The following is a 16082-nucleotide window of genomic DNA, read 5'->3' as shown; positions in this document are numbered from 1 at the left end:
GTCAGAAGGACGGACGATCAGTCCTGCGGCCAGATTTCGCGGCTTGCCGCTCTTACTGCCTGTGCCGATTCGAGCGCGAGGCAGTCCTCGGCGCGCTGACGGCACAGTTGGTAATCGAGATTGCGCACGCGCGCCTTGATGCCGGGCACCGTGCCCGGATCGACCGACAGCTCGGTCACGCCGAGGCCGACGAGCAACGGGGCCGCGACCGGATCGCCGCCGAGCGCGCCGCACACGCCGACCCACTTGCCGTGCTTTTCCGCGCCCTGCACGGCCACCTTGATGAGGCGCAGCACGGCGGGATGCAGGCCGTCGGACTGCGCGGCGAGATCGGGCTGGCAGCGGTCCATCGCGAGCGTGTACTGCGTGAGGTCGTTGGTGCCGATCGAGAGGAAATCCGCGTATTTCGCGAGTTGGTCGGCGAGCAGCGCCGCCGACGGCACTTCGATCATCACGCCCACTTCGATCGGCTCGGTGCGGCCCGCTTCGCGCGCCAGTTCGTCGATGCGCGCGCGCAGGCGCTGCAGTTCGCCGGCGTCCGTCACCATCGGCAGAAGGATGCGTACCGCGCCCAGCGGCTTCACGGCAAGCAGGCCGCGCAACTGATCGTCGAGCAGATCGGGGCGCACTTGCGCGAGACGGATGCCGCGCAGGCCGAGCGCCGGGTTTTCCTCGGGCGGCAGCGTCAGATAGTCGACTTCCTTGTCCGCGCCGACATCGAGCGTGCGGATGATCGCGGTGCGGCCTTGCAACGCATCGACGATGCCCTGATAGCTTTGCGCATGCTCCGCGACCGTCGGCGCCGACTGGCGATGAATGAACAGCAGTTCGGTGCGCAGCAGGCCGACCGCGTCCGCGCCGTTCTCGACGGCGGCCTTGGCATCGTCGAGCGTGGCGATGTTCGCGGCCACTTCGATATGGCGGCCGTCCTTCGTCGATGACGCTTCCTGCGACATCTTGCGATTCGCCTCACGCACGTTCGCGAGACGCTCGCGTTCGGCGCGCGCGCGTTCGACGTCGAGTTGCGTCGGCGCATGTTCGATGCGGCCCGCCGATGCGTCCACGACCACTTGCGTGCCTTCGGGAATCGCGTGCAGCGCATCGCCGATGGCGACGAGCGCCGGAATGCCGATCTGCCGCGCGATGATCGCCGCGTGCGAAGTCGCGCCGCCGCGCGCCATCACGAGCGCGGTGACGCGCGTGCGGTCGAGCGACGACAGGTCGGACGGCGTGAACTCGGTGGCCGCGAGCACGGTTTCCGCCGGCAGCTCGACTGCCGCCGTGCTCGTGAGGCCGAGCGCGCGCAACACGCGCTTTTCGATATCGCGCAGATCGGCGGCGCGCTCGGCGAGCAGCTCGTCCTGCACGTTCGACAGCAGCGCGATCTGCGCGCGGATCGCCTCGCGCCACGCGAAGCCCGCGCTCTTGCCGAGGCTGATCAGGTCGCGCGCGGCGTCGACGAGCGTCGGGTCCTCGAGCAGCACGCGATGCACCGCGAAAATGCCCGCTTCGCCGACCGCGCCACGCTGCGACGCGGTTCGCACGGTCTCGTCGAGATCGGCATCGACCTGCGCGATGGCCTTGTCGAGCGCACGGCTTTCCGCCGCCGACTGGCCGCTCGCCTGTTCCGGCGGCACGATCTCCTGATCGTCCCAGCGCACCAGCTTGCCGACCGCGATGCCCGGCGCCGCGCACACGCCAGCCAGCGTATTCGGCGGCAGCGGCTCGCCGGCAGCGGCTGCCTTCGCGACCGGCGCGGGCGACTTGGCGCGCGCGGGCGTCTCTTCGACTTCGCCCAGCGCCGCGCGCAGCAATTCGGCGGCGACGGCTTCGACCGCCTGTTGCGCCTGAGCACCGATACCGACCAGTTCGATGGTCGAGCCCTCGCCCGCACCGAGTCCGAGCAGGCCGACCACGCTTTCCACCGGCGCCTTCTTGCCTTCGTAGCGCACTTCGACCTTGGCGTCGAAACCACGCGCGGCCTCGCGCGCCCGCGCCGCCGGACGGGCATGCAGACCGCCCGCATGCGCCAGCGTCACGCTGCGGCGCGCTTCTTCCGTGACGAGCGCGCCGGAGCGCGCGGTTTCCGCCCTCTCGCCGTGCTTCGCGCGCAAGACCAGCAAGCGCGCGCCCGCATTCAGCACGCCGCGCCCGGCGCGATCGACGACATCGAAGGCATCGCCGTTCGCGACCGCGATCACCGAGACGAGACTCGGCGCGTGTTGCGCGACGAAGTCCGCATCGAACTCGATGAGCGGCTGGCCCGCGCGCACGGTTGCGCCCTGCTCGACTATCGGCGTGAAACCCTTGCCGCCCAGCCCGACCGTGTCGATGCCGATGTGCACGAGGATCTCCGCGCCCTCCTTCGTGCGCAGCGTCACCGCGTGATGCGTGCGGGCGAGATGCGTGATCGTGCCGTCGCAGGGCGAGACGAGCACGTTATCGAGCGGATCGATGCCGATGCCGTCGCCGAACATGCCTTCGGCGAACACGGGGTCCGGCACGTCGGCGAGCGGCACGACGGGACCGGTGAACGGCGCAAGCAGCACGACATCGTTCGGGTTATCGATGGAATGGTTCAACAGTGACTCCTCGGCACGGCGCATCGGCTAGCTCACTCAATGGGTTTCGGTGACCTTGTTCAGGTGGCGCGGCGCGTCGGGATTGCGCCCGCGCGCTGCGGCCAGACCCGCGGCCATCACGTAGAAGGAAAGAATTGCGGCGATCGGATCGAGCGCAGGGTGATCGGTGGCGACGAGCGGCAACTCCGCTTGCGCGACGTCGGCCGGCGCGGCGAGCAGCACGCGCGCGCCACGAGCGCGCATGTCGGCGGCAAGCTGGATCAGCCCCGCCTGCTCCGGCCCGCGCGGCGCGAACACGAGCAGCGGATAATCCTTGTCGATGATTTCCATCGGACCGTGACGCACTTCCGCGCTGGAGAATGCTTCGGCTTGGATGCCCGAGGTTTCCTTCAGCTTGAGCGCGGCTTCCTGCGCGATGGCGAGGCCGAGGCCACGGCCGATCACGATCATGCGATCGACGTCCTTCAGCTCGTTCACGGCGCGCGTCCAGTCGAGCTTGCCTGCGGCGCGCAAGCCGTCCGGCAGCGACTTGAGCGCGTTGAGCAATTCGACGTCGCGCTGAACGTGCGCGATCACGATCGCCGACAGCGACAGCATCGCGATATAGCTCTTGGTCGCGGCCACCGACAGTTCGGGACCCGCGAGCAGCGGCAGGAAGTATTCGCACGCGCTTTCGAGCGGCGAACCGGTGACGTTGACGGCCGCGACGGTGAACGCGCCCGCGTCGCGCAGCGCCTGCATCGTGCCGACGAGATCGGGGCTCTTGCCCGATTGCGAGAACGCGACGGCGAGTTGTCCGGAGACACGCAACGGCGCCTGCTGGAGCGTGGCGACCGACATCGGCAGCGATGCAACCGGAATGCCGATGCGGCTCATCGCGAGGCTCGCGAAATAACTGGCGGCGTGGTCCGAGCTGCCGCGCGCGACCGTCAGCGCGACATGGCGCGGCTGCTCGGCGAGCTTGACCGCGAGCGCTTCGATAGACGAGGTATCGGCGAGCTGGGCCGCGACGACGTCGGCGGACTCCAGCGCTTCATTAAGCATATTCGACAATTGATTCTCCTTCGACATACGTGGCGGTCAGCGCGTGTTCCCGGTCGAGCACGACGAGATCGGCCCATGCGCCGCGCGCGATGCGGCCGCGGTCTTCGAGTCCGAGATAGTCGGCGGGGAAACGCGAGAGGCGATTCGAGACGTCCGCGAGCGGAATGCCCAGCGACACGAGATTGCGCAGCGCCTGATCCATCGTCAGGGTGCTGCCGGCGAGCGTGCCGTCCGCGAGACGCACGCCGCCCATGCATTTGGTGACATGCTGGCTGCCCAGGCGATATTCGCCGTCGGGCATGCCGGCCGCCGACGTGCTGTCGGTCACGACATAGAGACGCGGGATCGCGCGCATCGCGGCGCGAATGGCGCCCGGATGCACATGCAGCAGATCGGGAATGAGTTCGGCGTATTCCGCATGCGCGAGCGCCGCGCCGACCATGCCGGGGTCGCGGTGATGCAGCGGCGACATCGCGTTGAACAGATGCGTGAAACCGCGTGCGCCATGCTTGAGCGCGTTGACGGCGTCGTCGTACGTGCCGAGCGAATGGCCCAGCTGCACGCGCACGCCGCGCGCGGCCAGTTCGGAAATGATGTCGAGATGGCCGGAGATTTCCGGCGCGATCGTCACGACGCGGATCGGCGCGAGTTCGAGGTATTTCAGCACTTCGTCGCGCACCGCGACGGCGGCCGCGTCGGGCTGCGCGCCCAATTTGCCCGGATTGATGTACGGGCCTTCCAGATGCACGCCCAGCATGCGCGCGCCGCCGGCGGCACGGTGTTTCGCCTGTTCGCCCAGGCCCGCGACGACTTCCATGAGCTCGTCGCGCGGCGCGGTCATGGTGGTGGCGAGCAGGCTCGTGGTGCCGTGCTGCGCGTGCTGGCGCGCCACGGTGTCCGCCGCATCGCCGCCTTCCATGATGTCGCGCCCGCCGCCGCCGTGCACGTGCAGGTCGATGAAGCCCGGCAGGATGTACGGCGCGTCGTTGGCGAGCGGATCGGCGATATGGCCTTCGAGCGCCGTCACGCGGCCGTTCTCGAAGCGGACCGAGCCGTGGATCCAGCCGTCGGTCGTGAGTATGTTTCCTTTCAGCATGAGTTTCTCTGGAAGTACGCGATGCATGGATGAGGTTCAGTGCCGTCCGCGCCGTGCTGCGAGCAGGCTTTCGTCGCGAAATAAGCGAACGGCTTCCTTGGGTCCTCTCGTTCTCTTGATTGCTCTTTTGATGCGTCTCGGGTGCCGCGCGTCTGTGCCGACGCTTATCGATGCAGTTCCGCGACGAAGTCGTAGTAGTCGTCGCGGCAGTAGGTGTCCGTCAATTCGATCGCGCGCTGATCCGCGCAATAGCCGATCCGCGTGATCACGAGCAGCGCTGCGCGCGGCGCCACGCCCATCAGCCGCGCGACTTCCGCGCCCGCGTTGACCGCGCGGAAATGTTGCAGCGCGCGCACCACGGATGACCCACGCTCCTCCAGATACCGATACAGCGAAGCGCCGATCGCAAGCGGGTCCGGCACGACGGCCACCGGCAGGGTCGATTGCTCGACCGCCATCACGATGCCGTCCGCGCGCCGCAGCCGTCGCAGGCTCGCAACGGCCGCGCCCGGCAACAAGCCCAGACGCACCGATTCATCGCGATTCGCTGCTCTTAGTCCGCGATCTAGCCAGATCGAATCGGGCCTGAAGCCGCGCTGTTCCATCTTCCTGGTGAAACCGGTGAGGCGGGACAGCGGATCTTCGACGCGCGGCGTGATGAAACTGCCCGCGCCGCGCACGCGCCGGATCAAGCCTTGCTCGACGAGCAGCGCGATGGCCTTTCTCGCCGTGATACGCGACACACCCACACGTTCCGACAGCGTGCGCTCCGAGGGCAGCGCCTCGCCGGCCGTCCAGGAGCCGGCATGGATTGCGGTGGCAAGACGCGACGCCAATTGGAGATAAAGCGGCGTATCGCTACGCGCGTCAGGCGTCAGATCTTGCCAGCCATGCTCCATTGGACGGTCTCGCTTGCTGAAGTGGAGCCCATTATATAACCAACATAATACCAGTCAACGCTAACGCGCACCCTTAGGCCAAACGTCAAAATTCTATTTAAATCAACTAGTTACAAGGTGTTTAGCAAAGTTAAACGGAACATTTCCGCTATCGGGACTTACCCGCATGACAGCCCAGTTGACGAACTGGCTACTTACTTGCCTTTTTACCCACTTTTCGGGCATTTTCGTATTCGCACGGTCGTGCTTCTTTGGCACAATGGCTTCATTAATTCGGATTCACAATCAATTTCAACAAAACTGAGAGAGACTTAAGCGATGGGTTGTCCTGATCCGAGCCGGGCCGTCGAAGCGGTGCGCCGCTTCAACCGTTTCTATGCGCGCCATACCGGTGCCCTTCACGAGCGGCTGCATAAAAGCAGCTTTTCATTGACCGAAGTGCGGATTCTGCATGAACTGGCGCAGGGGCGCGCTACCACCGCTGCGGACTTGTCGCGCAACCTGGGGTTGGACACGGGTTATCTGAGCCGGTTGATCAACAACTTCCAGAAGCTCGGCCTCGTGGTGCGACGAAAGAACGAGTCGGACGGCCGCGCGCACCTGCTCCGGATCACGCCCGAGGCGAAAGCGCAGGTCGACGCGCTCGACCTCCACGTTTCGGCCGAGACCGCTACGCTGCTCAAACGGCTGACCTCCGCCGAAATCGATCATCTATGCATGGCCATGGCGGACGTCGAACGCTTGCTCTCGTCATCCTATTGCGAAGGCGAGACGAGGCTGCGCGTGCCGCGCGGCGGCGACTTCGGCTGGATGATCGAGCGTCACGTGCACCTGTATTCCGGCGACAAACCGAAGCTTTTCAGCGAGGCATACGCGGCAAGGAAGGTGTCGCGCTTTCTTGCGGACATGCAGTCGAATACCCCGCGCATCGCCTGCTGGGTGGCGGAGCACGGCAATGCCACGCGTGTCGGTGCGGCGATACTTGCTGCGGAATCCGAAACTCAGGCGCGCATCGAACTGCTGTTCGTCGAGCCGGGCGCTCGCCGGCGCGGGCTGGGCGAACAACTCGTCGCGGCATGCACGAACTTCGCCCACGGTGCGCGCTACGAGCAGGTGATCTGCCGGCTGGACGAACCGCAGGAAGATCTCTGCGCGCTGTTCATGCGAACCGGTTTCACACCGGTGCAGGAAGGAACTTCGGGTATCGTATGGCAAAGGGAACTACAGCAGATTTTCGCCGACTGAGCCGCGACGAAAAAAACGGCGTCCCAGGGACGCCGTCATTGAAGCTCGAAGCAGTCGCTCTCAGAACGAAGGCACGACCGAGCCCTTGAACTCGCTCTTGAGGAACTGGCGCACGTCGTCCGACTGATAGGCGGCGACCAGCTTCTTCACCCACGGCTGATCCTTGTCCTTCGCGCGCACCGCGATCAGATTCGCGTACGGGCTATGCACGTCCTCGAGCGCGATCGCGTCCTTCGTCGGCTGCAGACCAGCGGCGAGCGCGAAGTTCGTATTGATCGCGGCAGCATCGACATCGGCGAGCGTGCGCGGCAATTGCGCGGCATCGAGTTCGACGAGCTTGATCTTCTTCGGATTCTCGGCCACGTCGAGCGCCGTCGCGTTGCTGCCGTTCGTGCCAGCGCCCGCCTTCAGCTTGATCACGCCTTGCGATTGCAGCAGCAGAAGCGCGCGGTTCTCGTTCGACGGATCGTTCGGCACCGCGACCTTCGCGCCTTGCTGCAGATCCTTCAGCGACTTCAGCTTCTTCGAATAGACGCCGAGCGGCGAGATATACGTGAGACCGGCGTTCACGATCTTGTAGCCGCGCTGCTTGACCTGGCTATCGAGATACGGCTGATGCTGAAAGCTGTTCGCGTCGAGATCGCCGGCGTCGAGCGCCGCGTTCGGCTGGACGTAGTCGTTGAATTCGATCACTTTCACGTTGAGGCCTTCGCGCTTCGCGACCTTCTGCACGACTTGCCAGATCTGCGCGTCGGGGCCGCTGATGGTGCCGATCTTGATCACTTTGTCATCGGCGTGAGCGGCGAGGCTCGTGAAGAGCGCGGCGGATGCCACGGCGGCGGTAACGGCTTTGAGCAAATTTCTGCGCTGCATGGTGTTCCTGTTTCGATGATGCGTTGGTGCTGGGATTGCGTGATTCGCGCCCGGCTAGCGAGTCGACCGGGTGCCGGATATTCGCACAGCTTTGTTGCGAGTTGAAATACCGAATGCTCATGTGAATATCACTTGCGGCGTGTTCGGCCGCCTGAAAAGAAAAGTGGCCCGCATGGGCCACTTTCGCAATCAGTCGATCAACAGCTTCAGGTCGTGAACCCACGGCTCGACGCCCTGCCCGTCGCGGGCAAAGAGACGCAGTTTGCCGTCCTTGTCGAACACGTAGCTCGCGGCAGTGTGATCCATCGTGTAATCGTCGGGCGTCTTGCCCTGCGACTTCGCGTAGTACACGCGAAAGTCCTTGGCGAGTTGCGCGAGTTGCGCATCGCTCGCCGGCCGCAAACCGATATACGACGAGTTGAACGCCGCCACATACTGGCCAAGCAGATCGGGGGTATCGCGCGCCGGATCGACGGTGACCATCAGCACCTGCACGTCCTTCGACTTGTCGCCGAGTTGCTGCATGGCTTGCGAGAGCTCCGCAAGCGTCGTCGGGCAGACATCCGGGCAATGCGTATAGCCGAAGAACAACACGACGGCCTTGCCCTTGAAATCAGCGAGCGTGCGCGTCTTGCCGTGCGTATCGGGCAGGGAGAAATCGCTGCCGAACTGCTTGTTGCCGGTGATGTCGAGATTCTTGAAATCGGGCGCCTTCTCGCACGCGGAGAGCAGCGCCGCGAAAACAAGCAGCGCGAAGAAACGACGAATCAGGACCATCATGCGCCGATCACCGTGCGTACGTAATGATCGACGAGCAGCGCGCCAAACAGCAGCGACAGATACACGATCGAATAGCGGAAGGTCTTGCGCGCGAGCGCATCGGAGTAATCGCGATACATCTTCCACGCATAGCCGATGAAACCCGCGCCGAGCGCGATCGCGCTCGCCAGATACACCACGCCGCTCATGCCGGAGATATAGGGCATCAGCGTGACCGCGAACAGCACGAGCGTGTAGAGGAAGATGTTGAGCAACGTGTACTTCTCGCCATGCGTGATCGGCAGCATCGGCAGGCCGGCGTTTTCGTAGTCCTTGCGGCGATACAGCGCGAGCGCCCAGAAATGCGGCGGCGTCCACACGAAGATGATCAGCACGAGAATCCACGCGTCGCCGGGCACGGTGCCGGTCACGGCGGCCCAGCCGAGTGCGGGCGGCATCGCGCCCGATGCGCCGCCGATCACGATGTTCTGCGGCGTATAAGGCTTGAGCAGCAGCGTGTAGACGACCGCATAACCGACGAACGTGGCGATGGTCAGCCACATCGTGAGCGGATTGGTGAACGTGTAGAGCGTCCACATGCCGATGCCGCCGAGCACCGCCGAGAACGTCAGGATTTGCACCGGCGTGATCTGCCCGCGCGCGGAAGGGCGCCACGCGGTGCGGCGCATCTTCGCATCGACTTTCTGCTCGACGAGACAATTGATTGCAAATGCGGCGCCGGCCAGCAGCCAGATGCCGACAACGCCGCCGATCAGTTTGTCCCACGGCACCATGCCGGGCGTGGACAGGAACATGCCGATGACGGCGCAGAACACGGCGAGCTGCGTGACGCGCGGCTTGGTCAGCGCAATGTATTGCGAGACGCGGCTGCCAAGTGGGGAATGTAGTGTCGTGCTATCCATGATGTGGAGTCACGCTGAAACGACGTCGCGCGCGGGAATTGCGGCGCGGCCGGGACGGCTGGAAGAGATTCGAAAGTTTAGCATAACGAGTAGCAGCAACAGGATCGCGGCCCCGCCGTTGTGCGCCACCGCGATCGGCAGTGGCCATTGCAGCACGATGTTGGACATGCCCGTCAGGAACTGGACCACGATCATCAACAATACCCCGTTTGCGGGTTTTCGCAGCGATTCGAATCGTCGCAGCCGCGAGGCGAGCCAGAGCAGATACAGGACGACTGCGACCGCGAACGTTCGATGCGTCCAGTGGATCGCGACGAGCGCGTCCTGCGAGATCACGTCGCCGTCGCCGGTCATGCCGAGCGCGCGCCACAGGTGGAAGCCGTGTTCGAAGTTCATCGGCGGAACCCATTGGCCGTTGCACAGCGGAAAGTTCGTGCACGCGAGCACTGCGTAATTCGTGCTGACCCAGCCGCCGAGCGCGATCTGCACGACGAGCAGCAGCAAGCCGAACACCGCGGCGGGCATCCAGCGCGCGGCCGCGGAGTCGAGCGAGGGAATCGGCGTCATGCGCGCGGCGAGCCAGCCGAGCACGCCGAGCAGCGCGAGCCCGAGCAGCAGGTGCGTGGTGACGATCACAGGTTGCAGTTTCAGCGTGACGGTCCACGCGCCGAACGCGCCTTGCAGCAGGATGAGCAGCAGAATGCCGGTCGGCCACCACGGCGACACATGCAGCGGACGCTTCTTCACACGCGCGGTCCACGCGATGATCACCTGCGCGATGATCAACACGCCGATCGCCATCGCGAAATAGCGGTGCAGCATCTCGATCCACGCCTTCATCAGGCTGACGGGGCCGGTGGGCATCGCCTGATAGGCGGCCGTGATCTGCGCATGCGCGATGAACGGCGACGACGTGCCGTAACACCCCGGCCAGTCCGGGCAGCCGAGGCCGGAATCGGTCAGGCGCGTGAAGCCGCCGAACATGATGAGATCGAGCGTCAGGAAGGTCGTCAGCCAGACGAGTTTCCTGAACTTGTCGTCATCGGCTTTGACCCAGACATACGACATCGGCAGCAGCGCGATGCAGATGCCGATCAGACCGAGTTGCAATAAGAACATGTGTTTCTACCCTGCCTTCAGCCAATGCGCGACCACTTCAGAAGCTTCGCCACATCCGCGTTGATCTTCTTCGGATCGGGGTTCTTCGGGAAACGCATCATCAGATTGCCGTTCGGATCGACGAGAAAGATGTGATCCGTGAGCTTCGTGCCGTCGTCGACGGGCAGCCACGCGGCGATCGCCTTCTCGTCGGCGACGAGCATGCGGGTGTCGGGTTGCGGATACGCGGTCTTGATGACGTCGGCGACCGGCTTGTCATCGGTGCGCAGCCAGACGTTCACCACGCGCTCGCGCTCGCCCGACTGCAGCGCGCGCACCTGGCGCATGAAGTAGAGGCGCGTCGCGCATTGTTCGTCGCAATCGCTGCCGTTGACGATGACCATCAGCCACTTGCCTTCGAGCGACTTGAGCGGCAGGCTCTGCCCTTTCTCGTCGGTGACGGCGAGTTGCGCGGGAATCGGACGTTGCGGGTCGATCAGCGCGCCGTAGCTCGACGTGCCGCCCGCCGGCTTGAAGACGTAGTACATCAGGTACGACGCGATCACCGGCGCAGCGCAGACGAGCGCGAGCAGCAGCAGCATCCAGCGTCCGCTGATCCAGGAGCCTTTCGAGGCGGTTCTTTGCCGCGTGCCAGTCTTGTCGGCGGCGGTGGAGCGTTGTGATTGCATCGGTAAAAACGTGTCCCGGTTCTGTTCGATTGCGCGTGTCAGGCGTGGTGTTGGGCTTCGTCGTCGCGGTCTTCGCCTTTCTTCGCGGCGCGGCGCGCGGCATACAGGCCGAACGCGATGGCCGCGGCCGCCATGCCCCACCACTGGAACATGTAGCCGTAGTTGCGATCGACGCCGAGCGTCGGCGCGGGCCAGTCGCGCACGAGCTTGTCGCCGGTGTCGTTCGTCTGCTGAATCACGAACGGCTGAAACGCGAGCCCGGTTTCGGCGGAGTACGACCTGATGTCCAGGTTCTGCCGGATCTCCTTGTGCGCCGCCGATCCGCCGCTGCCCAGTTCGAACGCCTGCGACGCGTTCGCCCGCGCGATCCCTTTCACCTCGACGACGCCTTTCGGCGTCTCATACGGCTCGATGCCCGTGCGGTCCGCCATGTTGCGCGGCAGCCATCCGCGATTCACGAGCACGTAGCCGCCGCCCTCGAGTTTAAGCGGCATCACGACATAAAAGCCTGGCTGGTCGTTATACGGACGATTGTCCAGATACACGACCCGCTCCGGTATGAACTCGCCGCGCGCCGCCACGCGATGAAATTCGATCGACTTGAGCGGCAGCGGCTCCACGCCGATTTCCCGCGCGGGCGCATTCTCGAACGCGACGATCTGCGCGTTGAGCGCTTCCTTCAGATGCGCGCGATCGCGCTGCCAGAATCCGAGACGCACGGTCACGGCGACGACGATCAGGATGACGAGCGCGGGCCAGAAACGAATCTTCATGCCGCGACCCTTACTGTCGGCATGCGATTCGGCGCTGCACGGCGCGATCCATCGAGTGAGATAATGAGATAGTTCAAATCAAACTTGCTCACTGTGGTTCCTGAGCAAACACGCTGGCTGGTTTCATGCACATCATCGTTGCTATCGCATTCATCCTTATCATCGGCAGCCTGGGCTCGGCGCTCTACTTCATGATGACCGACCGGGGCAGGACGAAGCGGATGGTGTGGTCGCTCGCCGCGCGCGTCGGGCTGTCCATTTCCCTCTTCCTCTTCATCCTGTTCGCGCACTGGATGGGCTGGATTCAATCGACGGGCATTCCGCTCGGACGATAACCCGCCGCGCGGGTTCTTCCCTACGAGACGAATTGTCGCGCCACGGCGCGCTGCTCGACGTCCCTGAAACGAACACGCCGCCCCTTGAGACATCGAGGGCGGCGTGTTTATCACTGCTTCTTTGCTCTCGGACCGGCGTCGCCGCCGCTCTTGCATCGCGGACGGCGCATCGCGGCCGCCCGCTTCGATAGTCCGCTTACAGCCAGTAGACGACGACGTACAGACCCAGCCACACGACGTCGACGAAGTGCCAGTACCAGGCCGCGCCCTCGAAGGCGAAGTGGTGATCCGCCGTGAAGTGCCCGCGGATCAGGCGGAACATCACCACGGCCAGCATCGTGCCGCCCAGGAACACGTGGAAACCGTGGAAACCGGTCAGCAGGAAGAACGTCGAGCCATACACGCCGGACGACAGCGTCAGGTTCAGTTCGTTGTACGCGTGGAAATACTCGTAGCCCTGGCAGAACAGAAAGATGATGCCGAGCAGCACGGTCGCGCCCAGCCAGATGATCGCCTTCCTGCGATGATCTTCGCGCAGCGCGTGGTGCGCCACCGTCAGCGTCGCGCCGGAGGACAGCAGCAGCGCGGTATTGATGGTCGGCAGGGGCCACGGCACCATCGCGCGGAAATGCGGCACGAGCGCGGCGGGACCGTTGTTCGGCCACACGGCGGCGAAGTCCGGCCAGATCAGCTTGTAATCGAGGCTGCCGAGTTCATGCATCGCGATGGCGCGCGCATAGAAGAGCGCGCCGAAGAACGCCGCGAAGAACATCACCTCGGAGAAGATGAACCAGCTCATGCTCCAGCGGTACGACACGTCGACGCGCTTGCCGTACATGCCGCCTTCGGATTCGGAGATCGCGTCGCCGAACCAGTGCCACAGCACGAACAACACGAACAGCAGACCGATGAACGTGCCGACCGGCCCGAAGGTATGGCCGTTGATCCACGATGCCAGCGACGCCAGCATGACCAGCAAGCCGGTGGCAGCCATCACCGGATGCCGCGACGGATGCGGCACGAAATAGTACGGGCTCTCGTTTTGACCGCTCATTGTTGATTCTCCACTTCGATCCAGTTGCTTGAATTTTCTTTTGGCGCCGCGCGTCCGACCCACGACACGCCCGGCGTTTTTCGTCTATCCCACTACCGCGCGCACGATCAGCAGCAACACGACGATGAACAGCACCGCGCCGATGACGCCCGCCGCGATCAGATGCAACGGGTTCAACTGCGCCGCATCGCTTTCGAGGTCCGCGCGGCGGCGCACGCCGAAAAACGACCAGAACACCGCCTTCACGAGCCTGAGAAAACCGCTCTTGTTCGGCGAGCCCCCGCCCATGGCCGTCACGAACCCTTCGCCACCGACTTCGGCGCGTTCAGCTCGAAGAAGGTGTAGGACAGCGTGATCGTCTTCACATCCTTCGGCAGCTTCGGATCGACGACGAACACCACCGGCATGCGCCTGGTTTCGTTCGGCGCCAGCGTCTGCTGCGTGAAACAGAAGCATTCGATCTTCCGGAAATACTCGGTGGCCTGCTTCGGCGCGTAGCTCGGAATCGCCTGCGCGTTCACCGTGCGATTCTGCTGGTTGGTCACCTCGTACATCACCGTCATGACTTCACCGGGGTGCAGGTCGAGACTGTGCTGCTCCGGCTTGAACTGCAACGGGCCGCGCGCGTTCGCGTCGAATTCGATCGAGATCGTGCGGCTCATGTCGACTTGCGTGTTCTTCGCCTCGCGCGCGCCGACATCGCGCTGCACGAGATTGTTGATGCCGGTGATCTCGCAGATCGCCTTGTACATCGGCACGAGCGCGAAGCCGAAGCCGAACATCAGCGCGGCCACGACAAAGAGCTTGATCAGCATCGACCGGTTGAACGACCGGTCGACGTGCGAATTTTCCTGCTGAGTGGACACGTTGCTTTCCTACCCTCGCGACAACAGGTATTGCCTGACGACGATACCCAGAAAGAAGACGGCGGCAATCAACATCATGATCAAACCGAGCCGCTTGTTGCCCGCGCGGATTTCCTCGGGCGTGCGTCTTTTTTGTGGATTCGGGGCCATGCTTTCCTGACTTTTTCGTTCGCGGGACATCCCTGGGGAAGCCCCGCGAACCGGACAAACTGCTTATTCAACCGTCGGCGGATGCTCGAACGTATGGAACGGCGCCGGACTCGGCACGGTCCATTCGAGGCCTTCCGCGCCATCCCACGGCTTGTCGGACGCCTTTTCGAGTTCGCCGCCGCCGCGATACGCCGGCAGCGCGACCGCGAACAGGAAGTAGACCTGCGCGAGGCCGAAGCCGAATGCGCCGATGGTCGCGACCTGGTTGAAATCGGTGAACTGCGCCGGGTAGTCCGCATAACGGCGCGGCATGCCCGCGAGACCCAGGAAGTGCATCGGGAAGAACGTGATGTTGAAGAAGATCATCGACGCCCAGAAGTGAATCTTCCCGCGCATTTCGTTGTACATCCAGCCCGTCCACTTCGGCGCCCAGTAGTACCAGCCCGAGAACAGTGCGAAGAGCGATCCTGCCACCAGCACGTAGTGGAAGTGCGCCACCACGTAATAGGTGCCGTGCATCTGGATGTCGAGCGGCGCCATCGAGAGGATCAGGCCCGTGAAGCCGCCCATCGTGAACACGAACAGGAAGCCGATCGCGAAGAGCATCGGGGTTTCGAAGGAGAGCGCGCCGCGCCACATCGTCGCCACCCAGTTGAACACCTTCACGCCCGTCGGGACCGCGATCAGCATGGTCGCGTACATGAAGAACAACTGGCCCGTCACCGGCATGCCGGTCGCGAACATGTGGTGCGCCCACACCATGAACGAGAGAATCGCGATCGATGCGGTTGCGTACACCATCGAGCTATAGCCGAACAGCGGCTTGCGCGAGAACGCCGGAATCACCTGCGACACGATCCCGAACGCCGGCAAGATCATGATGTACACCTCGGGGTGACCGAAGAACCAGAAGATGTGCTGGTACATCACCGGATCGCCGCCGCCCGCCGCGTTGAAGAACGACGTGCCGAAGTGACGGTCGAACAGCACCATCGTGATCGCGCCCGCCAGAACCGGCATCACGGCGATCAGCAGGTACGCGGTGATGAGCCACGTCCACGCGAACATCGGCATCTTCATGAGCGTCATGCCCGGCGCGCGCATGTTCAGAATCGTCACGACGATGTTGATGCCGCCCATGATCGACGACGCACCCATGATGTGGACCGCGAAAATCGCGAAGTCCATGCCCGGGCCCATCTGCGTGGAGAGCGGCGCGTAGAGCGTCCAGCCCGCGGCGGTGGCGCCGCCCGGCGCGAAGAACGAGCCGACGAGCAGGACGGCAGCGGCCGGCAGCAGCCAGAAGCTGAAGTTGTTCATCCGCGCGAACGCCATGTCCGATGCGCCGATCTGCAGCGGCACCATCCAGTTCGCGAAACCGACGAACGCCGGCATGATCGCGCCGAACACCATGATGAGGCCGTGCATGGTGGTCAGCTGATTGAAGAACTCGGGGCGCATGATCTGCAGGCCCGGCTCGAACAGCTCGGCACGGATGCCGAGCGCCATCACGCCTCCGGAGAGGAACATGATGAAGGAGAACAGCAGGTACAGCGTACCGATGTCCTTGTGGTTGGTGGCGAAGAGCCACCGGCGCCAGCCATGCGGCGTCTCGTGCGCGTGGTCATGCGCGTGGTCGTGACCTGCGCCTACATCGTGTCCGATGCTAGACATGACAATCATCTCCTAAAGCGAA

Annotated in this window: 17 protein-coding genes; 2 read left to right on the top strand and 15 right to left on the bottom strand. The window is 64.1% G+C overall.

All coding sequences use genetic code 11. The annotated features are described in order from the left end of the window. Positions 1-17 precede the first annotated feature (17 nt). The 4 genes from ptsP to NK8_RS01095 all read right to left on the bottom strand — a co-directional run bounded on the left by ptsP (position 18) and on the right by NK8_RS01095 (position 5621). Positions 18-2606: a phosphoenolpyruvate--protein phosphotransferase gene (gene ptsP, locus NK8_RS01110; RefSeq protein ID WP_213226882.1), complete on the bottom strand. Its 2589-nt coding sequence runs from the start codon at positions 2604-2606 to the stop codon at positions 18-20. Between the two features lie 12 nt (positions 2607-2618). After that, on the bottom strand, positions 2619-3626 hold the full coding sequence (locus NK8_RS01105; protein ID WP_162066731.1) for an SIS domain-containing protein: 1008 nt from the start codon (positions 3624-3626) through the stop codon (positions 2619-2621). Beyond that, positions 3619-4722, bottom strand: a complete 1104-nt coding sequence (nagA, locus tag NK8_RS01100; protein ID WP_061172689.1) for an N-acetylglucosamine-6-phosphate deacetylase — start codon at positions 4720-4722, stop codon at positions 3619-3621. The genes NK8_RS01105 and nagA overlap by 8 nt, the downstream gene beginning before the upstream one ends. A 164-nt stretch (positions 4723-4886) precedes the next feature. Next, positions 4887-5621 carry a GntR family transcriptional regulator gene (locus tag NK8_RS01095; protein WP_213226881.1) on the bottom strand — a complete coding sequence of 245 codons (735 nt, stop codon included), beginning with the start codon at positions 5619-5621 and terminating at the stop codon, positions 4887-4889. Between the two features lie 318 nt (positions 5622-5939). Between NK8_RS01095 and NK8_RS01090 the strand changes: the two genes are divergently transcribed. Then, positions 5940-6866 (top strand): bifunctional helix-turn-helix transcriptional regulator/GNAT family N-acetyltransferase, encoded by a 927-nt coding sequence (locus tag NK8_RS01090; protein ID WP_162064769.1) that lies wholly within the window; start codon positions 5940-5942, stop codon positions 6864-6866. A gap of 60 nt (positions 6867-6926) precedes the next feature. Here the strand turns inward: NK8_RS01090 and NK8_RS01085 are convergent, their stop codons facing one another. The 6 genes from NK8_RS01085 to NK8_RS01060 form a co-directional block, all read right to left on the bottom strand. Further along, the gene (locus NK8_RS01085; protein WP_213226880.1) at positions 6927-7739 is read right to left on the bottom strand and encodes a MetQ/NlpA family ABC transporter substrate-binding protein; all 813 of its coding nucleotides are present in this window, start codon (positions 7737-7739) and stop codon (positions 6927-6929) included. A gap of 189 nt (positions 7740-7928) precedes the next feature. Beyond that, the gene (locus tag NK8_RS01080; RefSeq protein WP_213226879.1) at positions 7929-8519 is read right to left on the bottom strand and encodes an SCO family protein; all 591 of its coding nucleotides are present in this window, start codon (positions 8517-8519) and stop codon (positions 7929-7931) included. Next, complete coding sequence (gene cyoE / locus NK8_RS01075; protein WP_213226878.1) at positions 8516-9421, bottom strand: heme o synthase; 906 nt, start codon at positions 9419-9421, stop codon at positions 8516-8518. Before cyoE ends, NK8_RS01080 begins: the two co-directional genes overlap by 4 nt. 9 nt (positions 9422-9430) lie before the next feature. Next, positions 9431-10540: a heme A synthase gene (locus NK8_RS01070; protein ID WP_213226877.1), complete on the bottom strand. Its 1110-nt coding sequence runs from the start codon at positions 10538-10540 to the stop codon at positions 9431-9433. 17 nt (positions 10541-10557) lie between these two features. Then, a complete protein-coding gene (locus NK8_RS01065; protein ID WP_061172682.1) occupies positions 10558-11208 on the bottom strand; it encodes a hypothetical protein in 651 nt (216 codons plus the stop codon). 38 nt (positions 11209-11246) lie between these two features. Then, positions 11247-11981 (bottom strand): SURF1 family protein, encoded by a 735-nt coding sequence (locus NK8_RS01060; protein ID WP_213226876.1) that lies wholly within the window; start codon positions 11979-11981, stop codon positions 11247-11249. 125 nt (positions 11982-12106) lie between these two features. Between NK8_RS01060 and NK8_RS01055 the strand changes: the two genes are divergently transcribed. Beyond that, positions 12107-12316, top strand: a complete 210-nt coding sequence (locus NK8_RS01055) for a twin transmembrane helix small protein (protein WP_061172680.1) — start codon at positions 12107-12109, stop codon at positions 12314-12316. 196 nt (positions 12317-12512) lie between these two features. Here NK8_RS01055 and NK8_RS01050 read toward each other — a convergent pair whose 3' ends face one another. From NK8_RS01050 to ctaD, 5 genes are all read right to left on the bottom strand, one after another. Further along, complete coding sequence (locus tag NK8_RS01050; protein WP_162064763.1) at positions 12513-13370, bottom strand: cytochrome c oxidase subunit 3; 858 nt, start codon at positions 13368-13370, stop codon at positions 12513-12515. An 84-nt stretch (positions 13371-13454) separates the two neighbouring features. Beyond that, the gene (locus NK8_RS01045) at positions 13455-13658 is read right to left on the bottom strand and encodes a DUF2970 domain-containing protein (RefSeq protein ID WP_213228427.1); all 204 of its coding nucleotides are present in this window, start codon (positions 13656-13658) and stop codon (positions 13455-13457) included. A gap of 5 nt (positions 13659-13663) precedes the next feature. Beyond that, on the bottom strand, positions 13664-14236 hold the full coding sequence (locus tag NK8_RS01040; protein ID WP_061172678.1) for a cytochrome c oxidase assembly protein: 573 nt from the start codon (positions 14234-14236) through the stop codon (positions 13664-13666). 9 nt (positions 14237-14245) lie between these two features. Then, entirely contained in the window at positions 14246-14386 is a 141-nt protein-coding gene (locus tag NK8_RS01035) for a cytochrome oxidase small assembly protein (RefSeq protein ID WP_087130905.1), read from the bottom strand. A gap of 63 nt (positions 14387-14449) precedes the next feature. Next, positions 14450-16060, bottom strand: a complete 1611-nt coding sequence (gene ctaD, locus NK8_RS01030) for a cytochrome c oxidase subunit I (RefSeq protein WP_061173063.1) — start codon at positions 16058-16060, stop codon at positions 14450-14452. Positions 16061-16082 lie beyond the last annotated feature (22 nt).

The sequence above is a fragment of the Caballeronia sp. NK8 genome, from assembly GCF_018408855.1.
GTDB lineage: Bacteria > Pseudomonadota > Gammaproteobacteria > Burkholderiales > Burkholderiaceae > Caballeronia.
Note: the sequence above shows the minus strand (reverse complement) of the source record. Positions and strands in the feature narration are given on the sequence as shown.